The sequence below is a fragment of the Rhodococcus baikonurensis genome (genome assembly GCF_040489275.1).
Lineage (GTDB): Bacteria > Actinomycetota > Actinomycetes > Mycobacteriales > Mycobacteriaceae > Rhodococcus_F > Rhodococcus_F baikonurensis.
Window position 1 is genome coordinate 497,696 of record NZ_JBEUOQ010000004.1, and the last position, 21,567, is coordinate 519,262.

The window sequence follows — 21,567 nt, forward strand, 5'->3', positions numbered from 1 at the left end:
CGCCCGAGCGCTGTCTAACCGACGAACTCTCGACGAGCTATTGCATCGCCTCGATGTGTTTCATCACGTCCGGGTACCGACGCAAGTGAGCACCGCCGTTGACATCGAGAACCTCACCCGTGATCCACGAAGAAGCATCGGAGGCGAGGAAGAACACCGCTTCGGCAACGTCGCGAGGCAACCCGTTACGGCCGAGCGGAGTGTTCTCCGTGAAGTCCGCCTGAATAGCCGGAACACCGGTGAGACCCTCGACAAGAGGCGTTTCGACAAGACCTGGCGAAACCGCGTTGACGCGTATCCCCCGGTCTCCGAGTTCGAGTGCCGCCACCTCGGTGAGCATGGCGAGGCCCGCTTTCGCGGAGCAGTATCCCGCAAAACCTGCTGCTGCCTGTCGTGCGTTCAGCGAGGTGATCGACACGATCGATCCACCGGCAGTCATGGCACGCGCAGCATGCTTGATCACGAAGAAACCTCCGGTGAGACAGATGTCAACGGTTCGCTGCCAAGTTTGCGCCTCCAAATCCGTGATGAAGCCCGGCAGATTCACCCCTGCACAATTGACCGCGATATCCAACCGACCGTGCTGCGCCTTCGCCCCCTCGAATATCGCCTTGACCGATTCTTCGTCGACGACGTCGACCCGGACTGCTTCAGCTCGCCCACCGAGTTCTACGGCGCGTTTCCGCCCGCCTTCGACGTCGATGTCACCGATCACGACGATCACCCCTCCAGCGGCCAGCAATTGCGCTGTTGCCCAACCGATACCGGAGGCGCCGCCGATGACGACGGCTACCGCACCTTCCATTCGCCCGGGCATCAGCGAGGAATGTTCTCGTAGTACGGGACAACGATTTCGTCCGTACTCGTGACGTCGCCCAGCATCATCGTCGTGATGGGGTGGACCACGTGCGGGTCCACCTCGACGTTGATACATGCAGGAACCCCCGCGTCGAACGCACGTTTCATAGCGTCGGCAATGGAGGCGACGTCCTTCACACGCTCACCATATCCACCAAAGGCCTCGGCAACTTTCTCGTATGCACTGTCTGCGAGTTCGGACACGACAATTCCTTCGTCCCCGTACACCGCTTCCTGGCCGTGGATCGACATCCCCCACACTGCATTGTTGAATATCACTGTCACAACCGGTATTCCGTGACGGGCCATCGTGTCGAATTCCTGGATGTGGAATCCTGCGGCGCCGTCACCCGTAATGAGTACGACCGGTGATTCCGGTCGTGCTCGATGTGCGCCGATTGCGAAACCCGGCCCGACACCCAGACACCCGAGGTAGCCGAGCCTCAAGACACCACCAACTACTTCGGTGGTCGTGAAGAATTCACCCCACGACGGGGCCTCGGCACCGTCCATCACGAAAGTCGTACCAGGCGGGCAGGCTTCGACGATCGCGCGCGCTGCGAAGTACGGATGCGCCTTACCGCTTTCCGTCGCTTGGTCCTCGAAACCATGCCGGTGCGCGTGTTTCGCACTGGTGGCGGCATCGACCCAAGCACTCCAATCGGGCCATTGACGTTGCTCAGCAGCAGTTTTCAACGCGATTAGCGCTTCTCGACAGTCGGCAAGTATCGGAACGTCCACATCCTGCATACGTCCGATTTCGGACGCGTCGACGTCGATCTGAACCAACCGCGCCCCGGGGAACAAACTGGTGCGTCCGCCGGTGAACATTCCGGCGCGGGCCCCGACAACGAACACCACGTCGGGCGTCGGCTGCCCGAGGGCAGGCAATGAACCGATTGCCAGCAACCCGCCGCCGGCGAGGCGATGGCTTGCGGGTACTGCTCCATCGGACTTCCCGGGGTAGAACACCGGCACATCCACCGTTTCCGCGAACGCCACAAGTGCCTCGCTCGCGTGGGAGAAAGTGACGCCGCCGCCGATCACAATAGCGGGGTTCGTCGCTTCACCGAGCAGATCGAGAGCGGCCTCGACCGCCGCGGCAGTCGGACCCGACCTCGCACTCAGGGTGTAGTTCACCGGAAACCTCACGGTGTCCTCGTCGGCTTCACCGAACATCACGTCGATCGGCACTTCCAGCAACACGGGCCCCGGAATTCCGGTCGTCGCCTTACGAATTGCCAGAGCAACTATCTCGGGAACGCGCGCCGGATCGGTGATGCGATATGCCCACTTGGTCACTGGAACGGCCGCGGCAATCTGATCGAAACCACCCTGAAGCGGATTCGTCTCGGTCTCGCGCATCGGCGGAGCACCGACGACGAAGACAGTCGGAGTGCGATCGAGGAGTGCATTGGTCAGCGCGGTGTAGACATTGGTGAAGCCTGGGCCGGAGGTGACCACACAAACGCCGTAATTGCCCGTCACCCGCGCGTATGCATCCGCAGCGTGTCCCGCAGTGGCTTCGTGTCGGGTGTCGGTGAGCCGAATGCCATATCGCCGACAAGCTACGAGGAAAGCATCCAAATGCCCTCCATGGAGGGTGAAGACCTCGGTAGTGCCCGCTTCGGCTAGTGCCCTGGCCAGTAGTTCGCCACCGTTGACAATCATGTATTTCCTTCCGAATCTCGTTGCTTGATTAACGATCGCTAAGTCATTTCACTGTATCGTGGGTCACAGTGCGACGCCAGAGTGGCATTATGCGAACACATGGCACGAAATTCCCCCCAAACCGATCGAATCGTCATGTTGACCGAACTGCTGGCATCCGACCCCACGACGGGGCGGAGCCTCGCCGACATCGCACGACACCTCGGCGTCGCAAAGGCGACCTGCTACCCCATGGTCGTCGCTCTCACCGAGGCCGGCTGGCTCGTACGTCACCCGATCCGCAAGACCTACCAACTCGGCCCGGCACTAGTTCCCATCGGCCAAGCCGCCTCCCGCGCAATCGATGTCGTCGATCTTTCCCGTACCGTCATGCAAGAGCTGGCCGACACATCCGAACTGGCCTGTCTCGGATTCATCCGATCCGGCGCCGACCTCGTTGTCGCCGAGGCAATTCAACCGATCTCCAAACGCAGCGGAACTCTCGGCTTGCGCATCGGCGACAATGTACTGATGGCACCTCCACTGGGGGCAGGCCTTGCCGCATGGTTCGACGAGGACGACCTTCACGAATGGTTTCTCCTCGGCAAGGAAGCATTGGACACGGAGGCCACACTTCTACGGTCGGAGTACGAGCCGATCCTCATGGCCATTCGAGAGCGCGGTTTCGCCGTGGAATGCCTTCGCCAACAAGAACGTTCAATTTCCGACGCCGTCACCGAGATGCGCGGGCCGGGAGTCGGCGGCCAGAGGGCCGCACTCGCACTGAGAGAAGCACGACGTCTTCTGTCTGCGGATGTAGCGGTCGGAACACTCGACCTCGACGCCAATTATCAACTGCTGTCCGTCAATGCCGTCGCCTTCGCCCAGGACTCGACACCGGCACTGATCCTCTGCCTGGTCGATGCCCCGTCACCACTGACCGGGGAGCGGATCGCCGAACTGGGCAAACTCGTGCGGGAAGCCGCCGATCGGGTCACCACTCTCATGCACGGCCGAACACCTCGACCATTGACATCCGCAGACGGAGCAACATAGCTTGTAAATCCTATCGCTTATATAACGATCGCTAAGTCTATGAGCGTGGCGGTCCGCCTACGTCCCGTGACCACCCCGATCCCCGCCCACCCTTCGGCCGCAAGGAGCCTCCATGACTCTGACTCACTCCGCCCTTTACATCGACGGAACCTGGCAATCACCGACGACGCCGGACGCCATCTCGGTGCACTCGGCCAGCACAGAGGAGAAGATCGGCAGTGTGCCGGACAGCGCACCCAACGACGTCGATACTGCCGTCGCGGCGGCGGGCCGAGCCTTCCGGACGTGGTCGCGACTCGCGCCTGCCGACCGAGCCGACGCCTTGGATCGATTTGCCGCAGCCCTGGGGCGTCGCGCGGATCTCACAGCTCGATTGGTCAGCCAGCAGAACGGAATGCCGATCTCGATCTCCACTGTTGCCGAAGGACAAGGACCTTCGGGGCTTTTGAGCTATTACGCCGCGCTTGCCCGCACGACCGAGCTCGAAGAACACCGTAACGCGCTGGCCGGAACGGGAACCACCATTGTTCGGAAAGAGCCGATCGGTGTTGTCGCCGCGATTGCACCGTGGAACTTCCCTTCGCTTCTCGCAATGATGAAAATCGCCCCCGCGCTCGCATCAGGATGCACCGTTGTACTGAAGCCGTCGCCCGAGACCGTGCTCGACGCGTTCGTCCTGGCCGAGGCCGCAATGGAGGCCGACCTTCCTGCCGGTGTTCTCAACATCGTCACCGGAGGACCCGACATCGGCAAGTACCTCGTCGCTCATCCGGGCGTGCACAAGGTCGCCTTCACCGGCTCCACACCTGCAGGGCGACACATCGGAGCAACCTGCGGACAACTACTGCGACCGGTCTCGCTCGAGCTCGGCGGCAAGTCCGCCGCAGTCATTCTCGACGATGCGGACCTCGACGCGACGATGGCAGGTTTGGCGACGGCATCGTTGATCAACACCGGCCAGACCTGCTACGCCTCGACAAGAATTCTCGCACCCGAAGGACGCTACGAGGAGGTGCTCGATGCCGTCACCGCAATGGTCGAGTCGCTACCGGTGGGCGACTCGTTGGACCCCACCACCTTCATCGGCCCTCTCGTGAGCGCCGGGCAGCGCGAACGTGTCGAGTCCTTCATCGCCACGGGCACTGCGGAAGGCGCACGGATCACGACCGGCGGATCACGACCGCGCGCACTCGAGCGCGGATGGTTCCTGGAGCCAACCGTTTTCGGTAACGTCTCCGCGAACCACACGATTGCAACCGAAGAGATCTTCGGCCCCGTCCTCTCTGTCATTCCATACACCGACGAGGCACAGGCCATCGCAATCGCCAACGATTCCGAGTACGGCCTCGGTGGAACCGTGTGGACTGCCGACTTCGATCGCGGGTTGGAAATAGCCCGCTCAGTCGATACCGGTTCGTTCGGGATCAACGGCTACACACTCGATTTCGGAGCACCGTTCGGAGGCACCAAGGCGAGCGGGATCGGTCGCGAGCTCGGACCGGAAGGCCTGGCCGCATACTTCCAGACCAAATCGATCTTCACCACGGCCTGATTCGCCACCTGCGCCATGAGTGCCCGGAAATCGTCGAGCACACGACGATTGCACACTTACTTAACGATCGTTAAGCTAGGTTCAATGCAGTAACCGCGACAGAAGATCAAGGAAGTATCCAGTGGCCGTGCGATCCAGTGACCAGTATCGAAAAGGGCTCAGCGACGATCGTCGAGTCTTCTACCGAGGCAAGAAGATTTCCGATGTCTACGCCGAACCCGAACTGACTCTCGCAGTCGATCATTCGGCATTGTGCTACGACATCGCCGACGATCGACCCGACCTCGCGGTCACCGATGTCGACGGTGACCCAGTCAGCGCGTTCTACGTGGCGCCGACATCTGCGGACGATCTGATTCGACGCGGCGCCCTGATCGAGGAAGTATCGCGGCGCGGCGGCGGAACCATCGTCCTCAAAGAGGTGGGTAGCGATGCGTTGTTCGCCCTTCTGCGTGCAACCACGGGTGAAGGTCTCGAGAATGCGCGCGCTTTCTACGAGCGGGTCTGCGACGGCGATCTCGCACTCGCCGTCGCGCAAACCGACGTCAAGGGTGACCGGTCACTTGGACCGCGCCAACAGGCAGACCCAGACCTCTACCTGCACATCGTCGACGAGGACGCCGACTCCATCACCGTGCGCGGCGCGAAGTGCCACACTTCGTTCTCCGCCAACGCCGACGAGTTGATCGTGCTGCCCACCCGCGCGATGGGCCCCGAAGACGCCGATTACGCAGTGTCCTTCGCCATCCCGATCGACACACCAGGTCTCGAACTGTACGTCTCTCCCTACGCTGCCGGAGAACGCAACTCCTTCGAATTTCCGATCTCCACGAAACACAAACTCCTCGAATCGCTCACCGTCTTCAACGATGTCCGAGTACCGAAGAATCGAGTCTTCCTCAACCGTCAACCCGAACTTGCCGGGCCACTCGCGCTGGCGTTTGTCGATTACCACCGCTTCACCGCCATCAACTACAAGTTGCCCCTACTCGACATCATGGTCGGAGCAGCTTCACTGATCGCCGAGGCCAACGGCATCAGCAAGGCAGGCCATGTAAAGGGCAAGATCACCGAACTGATCACCTGGAGCGAGACCGTCCGTGGACTGGCTCAACTCGCCGCCGTTCGATCGAAGCCAGGAGCACACGGTGTCCGGCAACCAGATCCGCTTGCCGTCAACATGGCCAAATACCACTTCGCACATGGATTCCACAACGCGGTCGCCATCCTCACCGATCTCTCAGGTGGCCTCCTCGCCACCGGCCCCGGCGGTGAAGACTGGGACAATCCCGAAATTCGTGCAGTTCTCGAAAAATACTACGCTGCAGCAGTTCCTGCCGAAAAGCGTCTCCGTCTGTTGAACTTCATTGCGGATTTGACCGCCCGCGACTACGGCGGATACCAGTCAGTCCTGGCTACGCACGCAGAAGGATCGCTCGAGGCCGAGAAACTGCAGATCTCACGCTCCTTCGATCCGACGAGGGCACGCGAATACGTCAGCGACCTCGCCGGAATCGCCCACCTCTGACCATTCGTCCCGAGAGAACAACAAGGATTTTCATGATCTCGACAGCATTCACGGAAACGTTCGGCGTTCGCCACCCCATCGTCCAAGGTGGAATGCAGTGGGTCGGCAGAGCAGAACTCGTCGCAGCCGTTGCCAATGCCGGCGCCTTGGGATTCATCACCGCACTCACGCAGCCGACGCCGGCCGACCTGGCGAACGAAATCGCCCGATGCCGCGACCTGACCGACCAACCGTTCGGCGTCAACCTCACAATTCTGCCGTCGATCACGCCACCGCCGTACGACGAGTACCGCCAGGTGATCGTCGACTCAGGCGTGAAGATCGTCGAGACCGCAGGTTCCAATCCCGCACCTCACCTGCCGATCTTCCATGACGCCGGCATCAAAGTGCTCCACAAGTGCACAACAGTCAGGCATGCGGTGAAGGCACAGGATCTCGGTGTCGACGGAATCAGTATCGACGGATTCGAGTGCGCCGGCCATCCAGGGGAGGACGATGTCGCAGGCTTGGTCTTGATTCCAGCTGCCGCAGAGAAGATTTCGATACCCATGATCGCTTCCGGCGGCTTCGCCGATGCACGCGGTCTGGTCGCCGCGCTGGCACTCGGAGCAGACGGCATCAACATGGGTACACGATTCATGTGCACCACCGAGTCTCCGATCCACCAGAACATCAAAGAAGCGATAGTCGCCGCAGACGAAACACAGACCGAACTGATCTTCCGACCACTCCGCAACACTGCACGCGTGGCAAGCAACACCGTCAGCCGAGAGGTAGTCGACATACTCTCCCGCGGCGGACAATTCGAGGATGTGCGCGACCTGGTAGCAGGAGCGCGTGGGCGAACCGTCTACGAAACCGGTGATCCCGACGCCGGCATCTGGACGGTCGGCACATCACAGGGACTGATCCACGACATCCCCACCGTAGACGAGTTGGTCCAGCGCATGGTGTCCGAAGCAGAGGACATCATCGGGGCACGCTTGCGTTCGATGACCGAACGCGTTTCCGTCTAGGACAGGAGACCACCCCATGCGTCGAACACTGTTCACAGCCGACCACGATGCCTACCGAGAGACCGTGCGCGAGTTCATTGCCCGCGAGATCACGCCTCACTACGACAGCTGGGAGGAAGCCAGGCTCGTCGACCGATCGGCGTGGCTCGCCGCCGGCAAGATGGGTATCGTCGGTCTGGCCGTCCCCGAACAATACGGAGGCTCGGGTGAACTCGACTACCGGTACCGGTATGTGGTCGCCGAAGAGATCGCCCGTACCGGTACCACCTCGTTCGGCGCCGGACTCGGACTTCAGGACGACATCGTCATTCCGTACATCGCCGACCTCGGCACAGACGAGCAGAAGGCACGTTGGCTACCGGGTATGGCTGCCGGCGAACTCATCTGCGCCATCGCGATGACCGAGCCGGGTACCGGCAGCGATCTGCAAGGCATCAAGACCTCGGCTGTTCGAGATGGCGACGACTGGATCTTGAACGGACAGAAGACCTTCATCACCAGCGGTATTCACGCCGACATCGTCATCGTTGCAGCGCGCACCGATCCCGAAGCCGGGTCGCGGGGATTCAGCCTCCTCGTGGTCGAACGTGGGATGGACGGATTCACCCGCGGTCGCAAACTCCACAAGGTGGGGCTCGCGGGTCAGGACACAGCCGAGTTGTCGTTCGACAATGTGAGAGTCCCGGCAGGCAACCTCCTGGGCGAGGAGGGTGGAGGCCTCATTCATCTCATGGAGCGCCTTCCCCGTGAGCGCCTGTCGATCGCAGTGAGCGCAATCAGTTGCGCGCGTGCGGCCTACGAATGGACCAAAGGCTACGCGTTCGACCGCACCGCCTTCGGAAAGCCGATCGGCGACTTCCAGAACACTCGATTCGCCCTCGCCGAGATGCTGACCGAGATCGACGTGACACAGGCATACGTCGACAACGCAGTCCTGGCCATCAACGACGACCAGCTGTCAGCAGTCGAAGCGGCACAGGCGAAGTGGTGGGCCAGCGAACTTCAGAAGCGCGTCGTGGATCGTTGCGTACAACTACACGGCGGATACGGCTACATGATGGAGTATCCGATCGCCCGGGCCTACGTAGACAGCCGAATCCAGACCATCTACGGCGGAACCACCGAAATCATGAAGGAGATAATCGGCCGCGACATCGCGAAGAGTTGATCAGCACCGAGAACGACCGTGGTCCCGAACATCCTGTGTTCGGGACCACGGTCATTGTAAGCACCGTTCTCGCTTCGTCTATCCGAAGACTGCTGCGCGCTTTTCCTGAAACGCCGCAACACCTTCGGCGAAATCACCACTGCCCAACAGGTCGATCTGGCCTGAGCGCTCGCGTGTGAACGCATCACCGAGTTCGGTGAGCGTAGCGTCGTTGATCGCCTTCTTGGTAAACCGAAATGCAGGGGACGACCCGGCGACCAATCGGTGCGTCAGGTCTGCCAACTCCACCGCGAAAGCGTCGTCCTCGCACACGTGTGAGACCAGGCCGCAGTCGAAAGCATCTCGAGCGGATAATCTTTCGGCCAGCAGTGCCATGCGCATGGCGCGCGCGCGACCGATCGACGCTGCCACCAGTGCGGTGGCTCCACCGTCCGGCATCAATCCCACCTTTGTGAACGCGAGCAGAAAGTAACTCGACTCCGCTGCGAGCACGAGGTCGCACGCCAAAGCCAGCGAAACACCCACACCTGCCGCAGGGCCTCGTACCGCAGCGACCACCGGAAACGGAAACTCTCGAATGGTCTGCACCAAGGCATTGGCGGCATCGATCGTGTCCGCCGACGGCGGACCGGACAACGTCACGTCCGCGAGGTCCGCGCCCGTGCAAAAGGCCTTGCCCTCTCCTTCGAGAACCGCCACCCGCACATCCGAGGATTGTGCGTGCTCGACGAAGATCGTGGCAAGACTCTCCAGGGTTTCGGTAGTCAACGCGTTCATTCGCGCTGGCCTGTTGACGACTATGCGGAGCACTCCGCCGTGTCGGCTCGCGTAGACATCCGGTCGCGTTTCGGTCATTGAAATTCCTTGTCAGTCAGACTCGATCGAGTTGTGCTACAAAAGTTGATCTGCCACTCAGTCGCCCAGCCACTCCTTCGTCACGGCGGTGGTATCGACCCCGGGTGGCCGGGCACCTGACGGCTGCACAGTCCTGGAACGGGAGAACCGCGGCGCGGGTGCCGCCTGCACTATTCCGTCGGCTTCGACAAGAGTTCCCCGCTGGGCAAGATGCGGGTGCAGCGCGGCTTCGGCGGGGCTCAGGACAGGAGCAACACAAGCGTCCGTCGATTCGAACAGCGCTGCCCAGGCGTCTCGCGTGCGCGACGAGAACGCCTCTGTGAACCGTTCTCGGATTGTGGGCCAGCCACTTCGATCCATCTGATCGGGCAACGATTCCGGCGCGATATCCATGCCTTGGAGGAGCGCCGCGTAGAACTGCGGTTCGAGGGCACCGACTGCTACGAACTTGCCGTCCGAACATTCGTATGTGTCGTAGAACGGCGTAGAACCGTCCAGGAGGTTGGTTGCACGTGAGTCACTCCACTGTCCGCTCCCTCGCAACGACCACATCATCTGCGCCAACACCGAAGTTCCGTCGACAATTGCGGCATCGACCACTTGTCCTGTGCCCGAACGCTCTCGCTCGTACAACGCAGAGACGATTCCGAGGATCAAGAACATGGAGCCACCGCCGAAGTCTCCGACGAGGTTCAGCGGAACCGTGGGTTTCTCGGCCGGACCGATAGCGTGCAGGACTCCGGTCAGCGCCAGGTAAGTGATGTCGTGTCCCGCCCGCTGCGCGAGTGGGCCGTCTTGACCCCATCCCGTCATACGTGCGTAGATCAGCCGGCTGTTGAGTTCGGTGCACACGTCGGGGCCGAAACCCAACCGCTCGGTCACGCCGGGCCGAAAACCTTCCAGGAACACATCGGCTTTCGAGACGAGGGCCCTCACCAACTCTCGGCCTGACTCGGTCTTGAGGTCGGCTTCCACCGACCGTCTCCCACGCAAAAGTTGGTCCTGCTCTCGTGGCGAGATCTCGAGTCCACCGGACGGACGCTCGACTCGAACAACGTCCGCTCCGAGATCTGCAAGCATCATCGCAGCGTGCGGCCCCGGACCCAACCCCGCGAGTTCCAGCACTCGAACACCGTGCAACGGGCCGCTCATCCGATGGAAACCTTGCCTGAATAGCGATCGCGCAGTTTTCCTTTGACCAATTTCCCGGTCGGAGTTCGAGGTAGATCCGTACTGAACACGAGTCGCCTCGGCAGCTTGTACTTGGCGATCTGCGCGCGCAAATGAGAAAGCAGTTCGTCGCGAAGCGCATCGCCGGCTTCGGCTTCGGGGACTGGCTGGACGACAGCCATCACTATCTCCCCCATCTCGTCGTCGGGCAACCCGATCACCGCCGCGTCCAATACCGAGGAATGCTCGATCAGCACGTTCTCGATCTCCTGCGGATAAATGTTCACACCGCCCGAGATGATCATGAAGGACTTACGGTCGGTCAGAAATAGGTAACCCTCCTCGTCCACGAAGCCGACATCACCCGTAGTCGTCCAGGTCGGGTGGGCGGGATGCTGTGCCTCCTGGGTCTTTTCGGGCGCATTGTGGTAATTGAATGGCAACTCGTCACGTTCGAAGTACAGCGTACCCACCTCGCCGGGGGGCAGATCTTCGCCGTTCTCCCCGCATATGTGGAGCACTCCCAGGGCGGCCCGCCCCACCGTGCCCGGCTTTCGCAGCCACTCGTCCGAGTGAACGATGGTCATGCCGTTGAGTTCCGTCGAGGAGTAGTACTCGTCCAGAATCGGCCCCCACCAATCGATCATCTTTCGCTTCACATCGACGGGACACGGTGCGGCCGCGTGGACGGCGAGTCGCAGAGACGACATGTCGTAACGGTCGCGCGTTTCTTGTGGCAGTTTGAGCAGGCGCACGAACATTGTCGGCACCCACTGGCTGTACGTGATGCGATAACGCTCGATGTATTCCAGAGCCTTCTCCGGATCGAACCGATTCATCACCACAACGGTTCCGCCCAGCGCCTGGACCGACGCGCACGTCCGGAGCGGAGCGGCGTGATAGAGGGGCGCCGGGGACAGATAGATGTCGTCTTCGGTGACACCCCAAACACTTTGGTTCATCGCCGTCATCTGATCGCCGGGATCCTGTATCTGACGATTCGGTAGAGCCGGCTTGATGCCCTTGGGACGGCCGGTGGTTCCTGACGAGTACAACATGTCGGCGCCGCGCGGCTGATCCGGGAGCGGGACGTCCGACTCCATGTCAGCCGCCCGGTCGAGGGAGTCGTATCCGTCGAGTTGGCCGCCGAAGGAAAGCCTGGTCACCTGCCGGGGAACGAGTTCGGACAATGTCGCGGCCAGTTCGCTCAGAGCAGCATCGACGATGACTACCTTTGCCTCACAGTCCTCGACGACATATGCACCTTCCGGAGCGGTCAGGTGCCAGTTCACCATCGTCAGGTAGACACCGGAGCGCATAGCCGCCCAGTAGATGTCGAAGACCTGAACGTTATTGGTGGCGAGTACGGCCAGGTTGTCGCCCCGCCGCAACCCGAGTCCGTGGAGAACTCGCGCAATCCGAATCGAATTCGATTCCAGTTGCGCGAACGTCACCGCTTCACCGGTCTCGGCAACGATCACTGCGGCCTTGTCCGGGTTTGTCGCAACATACGCTCCGGGATACATGGTTTACTCCAAGGTTCGTTCGCTGAGGTCTTGTTCACAAAGTTGTTCGTGCGGAGATCATTCGAGAGAAAGCGCGACTTTTCCTACCGCCGTGCGCTCGCTCAACGACGTCAGTGCATCGGCAGCACGCGCCAAGGGGTAGAGGGTGGGCTCGGGCACCCTCAGAGCTCCCGACCCGAGCAGGGGATAGAGCTCCTGCCATTGACGCTGTAGATACCGGGGATCGGTTTTCAGATATTCACCCCATCCTGCACCCGTCACCGAAATATTCTTCAGGAGAAGTCGATTCACCTTGACCGTGGGAATATCACCGCCGGTGAATCCCAAAACGACCAGGCGACCGTTCGGCGCAAGGCTGCGCAAGCTGTCCGTGAAGCGGTCACCACCGACCGGATCGAGAATGATGTCGACACCGCGCCCATTCGTAATCCGTTGGACGCGTTCCTTCCACCCGTCGACCGACACGACGTGCGTTGCCCCGGACTCCGCGGCGATCTTCTCCTTCTCGCCCGTACTCACGACAGCGACCGTCTCCAGACCGAGCGCAGACGCGACATGCAACGCGGCAGTACCCAACCCACCGGCCGCGCCGTGAATCAGGACGGTCTCGCCGGCACGGTATCGCGCACGTTCGTCGAGGGCGAAGTGCGCGGTCAGATAGTTCAGGAGAAATCCCGAACCGGCCGAGAGCGAGACCACATCAGGCAGAGCGAAGACATTGGACGGCTCGACCGCAACGGTCTGCTGCCACGAGCCTTCCCCGGTCGTCAGCACGGCCACGCGCCGCCCGGGCACGAAGCCTGACCCTGGCGGCGCGCTCCGAACGGTACCGGCACCTTCAATCCCTGGTACGCACGGTAGTTCGCGCACCATTTGGTAGCCGCCCGTGGTCTGGAGAAGATCAGGGAAACTCACGCCGGCGGTGTGCAAATCAACTACCACCCGTGCGGGATCGACAGGTTCGTCGACATCGACCAACGACAAACCTTCGGGCCCCGTCGCCTCCACCAAGTGGACTGCTCTCATTCAAACTCCTCGGACTGATTCCGGCGACTTCCTCGGCAAACGGAGCCCTCCACAGCAACAGCTTAACGATCGTTAAGTAAGACTCTACGACGGCAGGCAATGCCATGGCAATGGCGCTCGACCACGGAACGTCCCGGACTGCAGTCTTCTGCGAGGTTTGCGCAGCCACACCGGCAGAGCGCGGCTTTCGATCAGGTAGTCAGTACAGGTAATCCTCGCCGCTGGCGCGGACGGTTATGTCACTGATGCTGATACCCCACGGTTGATCGATGATGTGAACGACAGCGTCGGCCAGGTCGTCGGGCTTGATCAGCCAGTATTCGATGGAGTCGACATTCTTCTGCCCGGGGCTGAGGGTGCCGTCGGCCAGGTGCCCGACGTTCTCCATGTAGGTACCCGCACGTTGACCGGTGAGACCGAGGATCGCGTTCTCGTTGACGATCCAGCTCGCCAAGTTCGTTCCTGTCACACCCGTGGGCTTGACAGTCGTCACCTTGATCTTGCCCTTGGCTTCGATTCGCAGTGAATCCGAGATCGTGGTGACTGCAGCCTTGGTTGCGCTGTAGACGCCGGAACCGTCGACGCCGGCGTTTCCGAAGATCGACGAGATGTTGACGACTTGACCGCGACCCTGCTCGATCATCTGGTCGTATACCGCAGAGATTCCGTTGACGACGCCCTTGATATTGATGTCGATTGCCTTGTGCCACTTCTGCCACGCTCGTTCGTGATCGGCGAAATATGCGAGAGGCATGACGCCCGCATTGTTGACGAGTACGTCGAGCGCTCCGTACTCCGAAATGCCGTGCTGCGCCGCGGCGATGACCTGATCCATGTCGGTGACGTCGGCAACCTTGTAGGTGCCGGTGAATCCCGCGGCCGCGATACCGCCGAACACAGTCTTCAGGCCCGCCTCGTTGATGTCCACGCCGACGACTTTCGCGCCCTGCGCAGCCACCTTCTCGGCGATGAGTTGACCGAACCCACCCCCTGCACCGGTGATGAGAATGACCTTGTCCTGCAAGTACTGAGACATAACTGTTTCCTCTTGTTCTGGATTTCGGGTTCGTGGGTCAGACGATGTCGATGGCATCGAGGACTGCGGCGACGGTCTTGCGGTCGCCGGAAACCTCGACGGCAGACCGCCATGCAGATCGGGTGGTCCCCCACCGCAGAAATTCGGCGGCTTGGGTGGTCGCGACGTTCTCCGGCACGTCGTCAGATTCGGTGACGGTCACTCCCCCATCGCCATGGGAGATGACGAAAGTGCGCTCGGTGGCGCCGTTGAGGCGCAGTGCCACAGGCGATGTCAACGCGGTGGCGACAGCTTCGCCGCACATCTGCGGGAGCCCAGCAACCATCCAGTCGATCGCCGGATCGACTGCGGCCGCCACGTCGATCTCACCGTGAGGAATCGGTCCGAACGGCGCCAGAAGATCCGACGTCAAATGGACGAGATGGTCGAACGACACCGCGTCACTGAGCTGATGCAGGCGATAAGTCCCGAGGTCGAGCATCTCGAGTGTGTTGTTGCGAAGCTCCTCTGTCTGCAGCGCGGCCAACGTCGCGAGCCCCGCTTCGGATTGCTCCCGGTAGTAGTCCAGGATCTGCTCGTGCGGTAGATCGGCACGCTCGCGGACGGCAGCGTCGTTGAGCCGCTCGGACTTTCCACTGGGGTTCGACGGGAACACCAGATCCGGGTCGGCGATGAAGTTGAAGAAGAACGCCATGTGACCGATGAGGTCGTGGACGCGCCAACCGTGGCACGCAGTGTCCGCTTCCCACTCGGTAGTCCCGAATTGCTCGGCTATCTTCACGGTATTTTCTGCCAGCGCACGAGCGCCGGCGAGTCCTGCGTCGGACATGGTGGCTCGATTCTTACGAGGATGCGAGGAAAATGGATTTGAGTTGCTGGTACGCCGCAAGCCCTTCGGGACCGAGTTCACGACCCAAGCCGCTGGCTTTGACGCCACCGAACGGTGAACCCCAGTCGAGGTTGAAGGTGTTGACACCGAACGAGCCTGTCTCGACGCGTCGAGCAATTGCGATACCGCGTTCCTCGTCGGAGGTCCATACAGTCCCACCGAGGCCGTACTCGGAGTTGTTGGCAAGCGCGACAGCCTCATCGACGTCGTCGTATGAAATGACTGACAGCACCGGCCCGAATACTTCCTGCCGTGCGATGGTGCTGCCGTTGTCGACATCGGCGAACACCGTGGGCTGCACGAAGAATCCGGTGTCGAGGTCGGCGGGGCGTCCGCCACCCGTGGTGACAGTTCCGCCTTCCGAGCGTCCCTGGTCGATCAAGGACAGCACACGGTCCTGTTGCCTCGCGCTCACCAACGGGCCGACGAACGTCGACGGTTCCATCGGATCGCCGACCTGCAGACCCTCCGCCATCGCGGTGATGGCGTCGACGTACGTCCGACTACGGCTGCGGGGAACCAAGATTCGAGTCGACATATAGCACGTCTGTCCACTGTTGAGCAGGGATGCAGTTGCCAGACCGGTTACCGTCTCCTCGACATCCGCGTCGTCGAGGACCAGGGCCGCCGACTTGCCACCCAATTCCAAGGTAACGGGGCGAAGCATTCCGCCGCACACCGTGCCGATGTGTCGACCGGCCGCAGTGGATCCCGTGAACGCGACCTTGTCGATCCCGGGATGCGACACGAGATACTGACCGATCTCCGGTCCGCCAGTCACGATGTTGATGACACCCTCGGGGAGTTCTGCCGCAATGGCGGCCTCGGCCAATATGTAGGAGTCCAAGGTGGTTTCGGGAGAGGGTTTCAGAACGACGGCGCATCCCGCAGCAAGAGCCGGGGCGATCTTGAACATCGAAAGCACAGCCGGGAAGTTCCAGGGCGCGATGGCAGCAACGACACCGATCGGCTCGCGTCGCACGATTGTCGTGCCTGGCATCGGTTGGCTGGCCCGTCGTTCTTCGGTAGGCATCGACTCGGCGAGGCCTGCGTAATAGCGCAAAAGCTGGACGGGCGCTGCCCCCTCGGCGAAACGGGCGAGCTCGATGGGCATGCCGTTCTGGTGAGTGACCGTCGCCGCGCGGTCCTCGGATCGTTTCTCGAGTTCGTCGGCGAACCTGCGGATGACACGCGCACGTTCGACAGGGGAAAGATCGGACCAGTCGTTCCGTCGCAATGCTTTTCGAGCCGCTGATACAGCTGCGTCGACGTCCGTCGATACGGATGCGGGGAACGAGCCTATCTGTTGCTCCGTGAAAGGTGATACGACTCGGATGATTTCGGAAGTGTCCGGCGCTCTCCACAGTCCGTCGATGAACAGTGCAGTGCGGTCGGTGAGTGTTGTCATTGTGGCTCCTCCAGGGATGGCGCTCGACGTTGAACCAGCCAACCTGTGTTGATCATCACTGCCCAACCGACGAGAAAATTGACATGATGCGCCAATTTATTTACATTTCGACACATGGCCGATCTGATCAGCGCCTCGTCGCTGACACGACTGCCCGAGTTGATCTCCGAACTCGGCGGAGATCCGTACGAATTCCTCGACCGTGTGGGCGTCGATCCGACCGTCATCGGCGCGTACGACCACTTCTTGCCGTTCAGTGCCTTGTCCACACTGCTCGGACTCTGTGCGGATGAGTTGGAGGCGCCGGACTTCGCACTCAGACTCGCCGGTAAACAGGACCCGGACATTCTCGGTCCGGTCGCCATCGCGGCCCGCAGTGCCGAGACAATCGGAGATGCATTGCACGACGTCGCCCGATACGCGCACGTGTACAGCCCGGCGTTGGCGGTAGATCTGACAGTCGGCGACACCGAGGTGTCCTACGGGATCGATACCGTGCTGCATCGACTTCCGTATCGGTCCCACGTCGTGGAACTGGCGATGGGCGTGACACTTCAGACGTTCCGGATGATGGCGGGCCCGGACTTCCATCCGACGCACATCTCGTTTCAACATCCACGCATCTCCGAGCTGCGCAGGTACGTAGAGTTTTTCGGTTGTTCTGTCGAGTTCAGCTCGGATCGGAACCTGTTGACCTTTCCGCGCGGAGTCATGCATCGCCACCTGCCCCGGGTGGATCCGATGGCCTACGACTTAGCCGTGCGTTTCATGGCAGGTCGAGATCCGGATGTGGCGTTCCACGACGCGGTGTCCGCTGTAATCGTGCGTTCCCTGCCTGCGGGTGCAGCCACGCTGAAGCAAGTCGCGACATTGATGATGCTGCACCCACGAACACTGCAGAGACGATTGGCGTTGGAAGGCAAGGCGTTCGAATCGCTCGTCGACGATTCACGACGCGAACTCGCTCGCAGTCTTCTCTCGAACAAAGACGTGTCCCTCTCCGAAGTGTCACGCCAACTCGGCTATTCCGAACCGAGCACCCTCACTCGAAGCTGTAGGCGTTGGTTCTCCACAACGCCCCTGAAGAAGCGGAGGGAACTTACCCGCCGCGGCGGTTGACCGCATGAGCCACGACGCCGACGGTTCGAAGGTCGTAGCGGCTCACCACCGGGGGCGTGGGAGATGGGACGAGAACAGATCCGGCATTGCGTCACTGCAACGGTCGGGGAATACCGCCTCTCGCTTTTCCAGAAACGCCGCGATACCTTCACGAACGTCAGCCTGAGCACCGCGAGCATTGATTCCGATGCTCTCGACGCGATGCGCGACCATGGGGTGTTCGACTCCCAGCATGCGCCAGACCATCTGACGCGACAGGGCAACCGATACCGGCGCGGTGTCACGGGTCAGGCTGTGAGCGAGCGCCGTCGCCTCCCCGAGAAGATCTTCGCGCGAATGCAGTCGGTAGACCAACCCGGCCGAAAATGCTTCCGCGGCAGTGAAGATCCGTCCGGAGTAGATCCAGTCGAGGGCTCGCTGGAGCGGAACCAGTTTCGGCAGCAACCACGACGAACACGACTCGGGCACGAGTCCTCGCCGATTGAAGACGAAACCCATCCTGGCGTCGTCGGCGGCCAAGCGAAAGTCGGCCGCAAGAGTCATGGTGATGCCCACGCCGACGGCCGGTCCGTTGATGGCCGCAATGATCGGCTTCAATGAATCGAACATTCGCAAGACAACGCGTCCGCCACCGTCCCGACGTAGATCGACACCGTCCCGACGTAGATCGTCACCGTTCGCGTCATTTCCGTTCGTCTCGGCGCTCCATTCGGAGAACGTCTCTGCTCCCGAGGACAGATCTGCCCCCGCGCAGAACGCACGGCCCGCTCCCGTCAGGATCACCGCACGCACAGCGTCGTTCGCGTCGGTGGCGTCGAACGCTTCGATGAGCTCGTTTTCCATCGTGGTGGTGAATGCGTTCAGCTTGTCCGGTCGATCAAGGGTGATCACGGCGATACCGTCTTCGATACTCATCGATATGTGTTCCACAGGTCCCTCTTTTCTCTTGGTGGCGATTAGCGAACGATAATCGCCAGTTCTGCCCATATACGCAGTTCAAGGCGGTTTCTTTCCATCGGGTGTGTGTCGCGACTGTTCGGCTCTAAGCTGGGCAGGACGCAGGCACCGAGGAAATGAGAAGGAACCGAACAATGAGTGGGGCGAAGACTGTCGTTGTCCGGCAACTCATACTCGATTCCGCTGTCCGAAACATGAACGAGCGCGGCTATCACGGGACGTCCATGCGAGACATCTCCGCCGGCGCCGATCTCACTGTCGCGTCCATCTACCACCATTTCAAATCGAAGCAGGAAATACTTCAGGAAATCATGATTCGGGCGCTGCACGACGCCAACAGCATGACCCGTAGTGCACTGCTGCGCTCCGGCGGCGATCCGAAAGACCAACTGCAAGCACTCGTCCGCGCTTGGGTCATGTTCCATACGACCAGGCGCGAAGACGCCCTCGTAGGAGCGACCGAATTGCGCAGCTTGGACGAATCGGGGCACCGTCTGGTCGTAACCCTGCGTGACGAGCAGGAAAGCATGTTTCGCGACGTCATCGAGCGCGGAATTGAAGAAGGTACTTTCCACACGCCATTTCCCCGGGATGCCGTGCGCGCCATTATCAACATGGGACAGCAGGTCTGTGTGTGGTGGCGCGTCGACGGACCGATGAATGCGGAAGATATCGCGTCTCGCTACTGCGCATTGGCGACCGCGATGGTCGAATCAAGCTGAGCTGGGCGACACCTTCGCCGAGAAGGGCTGAAAGCACGTAGGGCTGCAATGCCGCAGGGCCGAAGCCACGAAATGCTGTCGATGCGCGAGACCAGCGCGCCTCGACGTGCGTCCGCACACCCACTGCTCGAATCGGTATCCCCATTCCTGAGATCTACATCACTGACGAATCATCATCTCAGGCGAACGATCGTTTGGCAACAGATTCCGGATCGCACGGCACATCCGGAGAAATCCGCTGCAAAAGTGCACTTTTCTCGACTATTGACATTTAACGATCGTTAGGTCAATGATGGCTCGCAGCCGAACGATCGTTTGGCAAATTGGAACGAAGGAGTGCGGGCAACATGAGCACCTCCGCATTGCCACGCGCGACACTGCGCACCTCGCCGACTGCCTCGAGGTGGACGCCTTCGCCACCCGAATGTCCGAGCGCCTCCCGTAGGGCAACGATGGCGAGATATGACTTCTCGTATCGAAGATCGCACTCGCACTTGGATATTGCGTCGTCTGCACACCGAACTTGCCGCAACTCACGTCCTGACCGAACTCACCTGAACGACCCCACAGAGAGCGAATCGCGATGACCAACAACACCGAATCTGCGGTGGAGCGCCCGGGCAGATCTCGGCGCGCGTCCTTTGCAGCCGCGATCTCCACTTCCCTGGAGTGGTACGACTTCTTCATCTACGCGACTGCCGCTGCGCTCGTGTTCAACTCGACGTTCTTCGCCACCGACAGCGAGGTGGTCGCTGCAATGAGTTCGTTTGCCACCGTCGCAGTCGGATTCATCGCCCGTCCCATCGGTGGAGTGCTCGCCGGTCATTTCGGTGACCGGTACGGACGAAAGCCCGTGCTCGTTGCCGCCGTGGTTCTGATGGCTGTGGCAACCTCCTTGGTCGGTTTCGTACCCAACACCAATGTCGTGTGGCTTGCCCCGGCCATCCTCGTGACGCTGCGAATCTGTCAGGGCTTGGCCGTGGGAGCACAGTGGGGCGGAGCCGTATTGCTTGCCACCGAGAACGCACCGGCAAACCGCCGCGGGCTCTTCGGTAGCTTCGCCCAACTCGGTGTTCCGATCGGTGTGGTGCTGGGCAATATCGTGTTCCTGGTTCTGACAGCAACTCTCGCGGCTGATTCGTTCCTTTCGTGGGTATGGAGGATCCCGTTCTGGATCAGCTTGATCATGCTTCCTGTGGCATTCCTCATCCACCGCTATCTCGAAGAGACGCCCGAGTTCAAAGCGCTCGCTGAAAAACTGGCCGAATCGCCGGTAGTTCGGAAATCCCCCATCCTCGAAGTTCTCAAGAAGAACCCGGGCACCGTCCTCGCTGCAGCGGGCGCCAATGCCATCGGCGTGATTTTCTTCTACACGATGATCACCGGGTCGGTTCAGTTTGCGACCACCTACCTGGAGATACCGCGGTCGACGGTCCTCACCTACATCCTGATCGCATGCGCAATACAGATTCCCCTGGTTCCGCTGGCGGGATACCTGTCCGACCTCTACGGTCGCAAACTCGTCTTCGGCCTCGGCACCGCAGCCATGATGCTCTGGGGTATCCCGATGTGGCTGATGATCGGTGGGTCCAGCCCGGACACGATCTGGCCGTTTGCCGTCGCGGTTATCGTCGGAGTGGTGGCAATGTCCCTCCAAACCGGTACGCAGGGAACGCTCTTCGCTGAACTGTTCCCACCGGAGATTCGATTCTCGGGCGCTTCACTCGGCTATCAGATCTCCGCAATCATCGGGGGTTTCGCGCCGATGATCATGGTGATGCTGATCAACGGCAATCCGGACAACGCATGGAAAGTCGGTTCCTTCCTCGCCGCTGCCGGTGCCATCGGATTGATCTGCCTCTACGTGATCGTTCGCCGATACTCCGGACGCTCGCCAGTCGTAGGCACACGAGTGGAGACTGCGAACGCTCAGTACGCATCGTGATTCAACCGGGGGGTGAGTGGTCTCGATGCCACTCCCTCCCGGTTTTCGGGCACGAGAAATGACTGTCGGTCACTGCCGATAAAGTG

At 61.0% G+C, this 21,567-nt stretch carries 18 protein-coding genes; 8 read left to right on the forward strand and 10 right to left on the reverse strand.

From position 1 onward, the window contains the following. Window positions 1-37: 37 nt before the first annotated feature. Both ABWI03_RS13115 and ABWI03_RS13120 read right to left on the reverse strand, forming a co-directional pair. Window positions 38-817 (reverse strand): SDR family NAD(P)-dependent oxidoreductase, encoded by a 780-nt coding sequence (locus tag ABWI03_RS13115; RefSeq protein ID WP_234036729.1) that lies wholly within the window; start codon window positions 815-817, stop codon window positions 38-40. Next, window positions 817-2,529, reverse strand: a complete 1,713-nt coding sequence (locus ABWI03_RS13120) for a thiamine pyrophosphate-binding protein (RefSeq protein ID WP_166810829.1) — start codon at window positions 2,527-2,529, stop codon at window positions 817-819. Before ABWI03_RS13120 ends, ABWI03_RS13115 begins: the two co-directional genes overlap by 1 nt. A gap of 99 nt (window positions 2,530-2,628) precedes the next feature. Between ABWI03_RS13120 and ABWI03_RS13125 the strand changes: the two genes are divergently transcribed. From ABWI03_RS13125 to ABWI03_RS13145, 5 genes are all read left to right on the forward strand, one after another. After that, window positions 2,629-3,564: a helix-turn-helix domain-containing protein gene (locus tag ABWI03_RS13125; RefSeq protein WP_200314586.1), complete on the forward strand. Its 936-nt coding sequence runs from the start codon at window positions 2,629-2,631 to the stop codon at window positions 3,562-3,564. Between the two features lie 112 nt (window positions 3,565-3,676). Next, window positions 3,677-5,116 (forward strand): aldehyde dehydrogenase, encoded by a 1,440-nt coding sequence (locus ABWI03_RS13130; RefSeq protein ID WP_166810831.1) that lies wholly within the window; start codon window positions 3,677-3,679, stop codon window positions 5,114-5,116. A 121-nt stretch (window positions 5,117-5,237) separates the two neighbouring features. Beyond that, complete coding sequence (locus ABWI03_RS13135; protein WP_298778825.1) at window positions 5,238-6,644, forward strand: 4-hydroxyphenylacetate 3-hydroxylase N-terminal domain-containing protein; 1,407 nt, start codon at window positions 5,238-5,240, stop codon at window positions 6,642-6,644. A 32-nt stretch (window positions 6,645-6,676) separates the two neighbouring features. Continuing rightward, on the forward strand, window positions 6,677-7,660 hold the full coding sequence (locus ABWI03_RS13140) for an NAD(P)H-dependent flavin oxidoreductase (RefSeq protein ID WP_095970872.1): 984 nt from the start codon (window positions 6,677-6,679) through the stop codon (window positions 7,658-7,660). Window positions 7,661-7,676: 16 nt separating this feature from the next. Further along, window positions 7,677-8,828, forward strand: a complete 1,152-nt coding sequence (locus tag ABWI03_RS13145; RefSeq protein WP_298778819.1) for an acyl-CoA dehydrogenase family protein — start codon at window positions 7,677-7,679, stop codon at window positions 8,826-8,828. A 78-nt stretch (window positions 8,829-8,906) separates the two neighbouring features. Here the strand turns inward: ABWI03_RS13145 and ABWI03_RS13150 are convergent, their stop codons facing one another. The 7 genes from ABWI03_RS13150 to ABWI03_RS13180 form a co-directional block, all read right to left on the reverse strand. Then, a complete protein-coding gene (locus ABWI03_RS13150; protein ID WP_298778816.1) occupies window positions 8,907-9,683 on the reverse strand; it encodes an enoyl-CoA hydratase in 777 nt (258 codons plus the stop codon). Window positions 9,684-9,740: 57 nt separating this feature from the next. Further along, on the reverse strand, window positions 9,741-10,835 hold the full coding sequence (locus tag ABWI03_RS13155; protein ID WP_298778813.1) for a CaiB/BaiF CoA transferase family protein: 1,095 nt from the start codon (window positions 10,833-10,835) through the stop codon (window positions 9,741-9,743). After that, complete coding sequence (locus ABWI03_RS13160) at window positions 10,832-12,379, reverse strand: acyl-CoA synthetase (protein ID WP_298778810.1); 1,548 nt, start codon at window positions 12,377-12,379, stop codon at window positions 10,832-10,834. The genes ABWI03_RS13155 and ABWI03_RS13160 overlap by 4 nt, the downstream gene beginning before the upstream one ends. 57 nt (window positions 12,380-12,436) lie before the next feature. Beyond that, window positions 12,437-13,405 carry an NADPH:quinone oxidoreductase family protein gene (locus ABWI03_RS13165; RefSeq protein WP_298778807.1) on the reverse strand — a complete coding sequence of 323 codons (969 nt, stop codon included), beginning with the start codon at window positions 13,403-13,405 and terminating at the stop codon, window positions 12,437-12,439. 199 nt (window positions 13,406-13,604) lie between these two features. Then, complete coding sequence (locus ABWI03_RS13170; RefSeq protein WP_298778804.1) at window positions 13,605-14,441, reverse strand: SDR family oxidoreductase; 837 nt, start codon at window positions 14,439-14,441, stop codon at window positions 13,605-13,607. Window positions 14,442-14,478: 37 nt separating this feature from the next. Then, window positions 14,479-15,270: a maleylpyruvate isomerase N-terminal domain-containing protein gene (locus tag ABWI03_RS13175; protein WP_298778801.1), complete on the reverse strand. Its 792-nt coding sequence runs from the start codon at window positions 15,268-15,270 to the stop codon at window positions 14,479-14,481. A gap of 13 nt (window positions 15,271-15,283) precedes the next feature. Then, window positions 15,284-16,738, reverse strand: coding sequence for an aldehyde dehydrogenase (locus ABWI03_RS13180; protein ID WP_298773641.1), 1,455 nt, complete (start codon window positions 16,736-16,738; stop codon window positions 15,284-15,286). Between the two features lie 114 nt (window positions 16,739-16,852). Between ABWI03_RS13180 and ABWI03_RS13185 the strand changes: the two genes are divergently transcribed. Further along, window positions 16,853-17,857: an AraC family transcriptional regulator gene (locus ABWI03_RS13185; protein ID WP_298773640.1), complete on the forward strand. Its 1,005-nt coding sequence runs from the start codon at window positions 16,853-16,855 to the stop codon at window positions 17,855-17,857. Window positions 17,858-17,899: 42 nt separating this feature from the next. On the opposite strand, the gene ABWI03_RS13190 is transcribed toward ABWI03_RS13185, so the two are convergent. Further along, entirely contained in the window at window positions 17,900-18,772 is an 873-nt protein-coding gene (locus tag ABWI03_RS13190) for a crotonase/enoyl-CoA hydratase family protein (protein ID WP_435054154.1), read from the reverse strand. A 176-nt stretch (window positions 18,773-18,948) separates the two neighbouring features. Here ABWI03_RS13190 and ABWI03_RS13195 point away from each other — a divergent pair, with 176 nt between their 5' ends. After that, window positions 18,949-19,536, forward strand: coding sequence for a TetR/AcrR family transcriptional regulator (locus tag ABWI03_RS13195; protein WP_095970861.1), 588 nt, complete (start codon window positions 18,949-18,951; stop codon window positions 19,534-19,536). A 583-nt stretch (window positions 19,537-20,119) separates the two neighbouring features. Continuing rightward, window positions 20,120-21,481: an MFS transporter gene (locus ABWI03_RS13200; RefSeq protein WP_298773635.1), complete on the forward strand. Its 1,362-nt coding sequence runs from the start codon at window positions 20,120-20,122 to the stop codon at window positions 21,479-21,481. Window positions 21,482-21,567 lie beyond the last annotated feature (86 nt).

Bases quoted from the DNA above. Each gene is read 5' to 3' on its own strand.
- ABWI03_RS13150 (WP_298778816.1), bottom strand. From the start codon at position 9,683: ATGACCGAAACGCGACCGGATGTCTACGCGAGCCGACACGGCGGAGTG.
- ABWI03_RS13175 (WP_298778801.1), bottom strand. From the start codon at position 15,270: ATGTCCGACGCAGGACTCGCCGGCGCTCGTGCGCTGGCAGAAAATACC.
- ABWI03_RS13160 (WP_298778810.1), bottom strand. From the start codon at position 12,379: ATGTATCCCGGAGCGTATGTTGCGACAAACCCGGACAAGGCCGCAGTG.
- ABWI03_RS13190 (WP_435054154.1), bottom strand. From the start codon at position 18,772: ATGAGTATCGAAGACGGTATCGCCGTGATCACCCTTGATCGACCGGAC.
- ABWI03_RS13140 (WP_095970872.1), top strand. From the start codon at position 6,677: ATGATCTCGACAGCATTCACGGAAACGTTCGGCGTTCGCCACCCCATC.
- ABWI03_RS13180 (WP_298773641.1), bottom strand. From the start codon at position 16,738: ATGACAACACTCACCGACCGCACTGCACTGTTCATCGACGGACTGTGG.
- ABWI03_RS13170 (WP_298778804.1), bottom strand. From the start codon at position 14,441: ATGTCTCAGTACTTGCAGGACAAGGTCATTCTCATCACCGGTGCAGGG.
- ABWI03_RS13195 (WP_095970861.1), top strand. From the start codon at position 18,949: ATGAGTGGGGCGAAGACTGTCGTTGTCCGGCAACTCATACTCGATTCC.
- ABWI03_RS13115 (WP_234036729.1), bottom strand. From the start codon at position 817: ATGCCCGGGCGAATGGAAGGTGCGGTAGCCGTCGTCATCGGCGGCGCC.
- ABWI03_RS13125 (WP_200314586.1), top strand. From the start codon at position 2,629: ATGGCACGAAATTCCCCCCAAACCGATCGAATCGTCATGTTGACCGAA.
- ABWI03_RS13165 (WP_298778807.1), bottom strand. From the start codon at position 13,405: ATGAGAGCAGTCCACTTGGTGGAGGCGACGGGGCCCGAAGGTTTGTCG.
- ABWI03_RS13185 (WP_298773640.1), top strand. From the start codon at position 16,853: ATGGCCGATCTGATCAGCGCCTCGTCGCTGACACGACTGCCCGAGTTG.
- ABWI03_RS13130 (WP_166810831.1), top strand. From the start codon at position 3,677: ATGACTCTGACTCACTCCGCCCTTTACATCGACGGAACCTGGCAATCA.
- ABWI03_RS13200 (WP_298773635.1), top strand. From the start codon at position 20,120: ATGACCAACAACACCGAATCTGCGGTGGAGCGCCCGGGCAGATCTCGG.
- ABWI03_RS13145 (WP_298778819.1), top strand. From the start codon at position 7,677: ATGCGTCGAACACTGTTCACAGCCGACCACGATGCCTACCGAGAGACC.
- ABWI03_RS13120 (WP_166810829.1), bottom strand. From the start codon at position 2,529: ATGATTGTCAACGGTGGCGAACTACTGGCCAGGGCACTAGCCGAAGCG.
- ABWI03_RS13155 (WP_298778813.1), bottom strand. From the start codon at position 10,835: ATGAGCGGCCCGTTGCACGGTGTTCGAGTGCTGGAACTCGCGGGGTTG.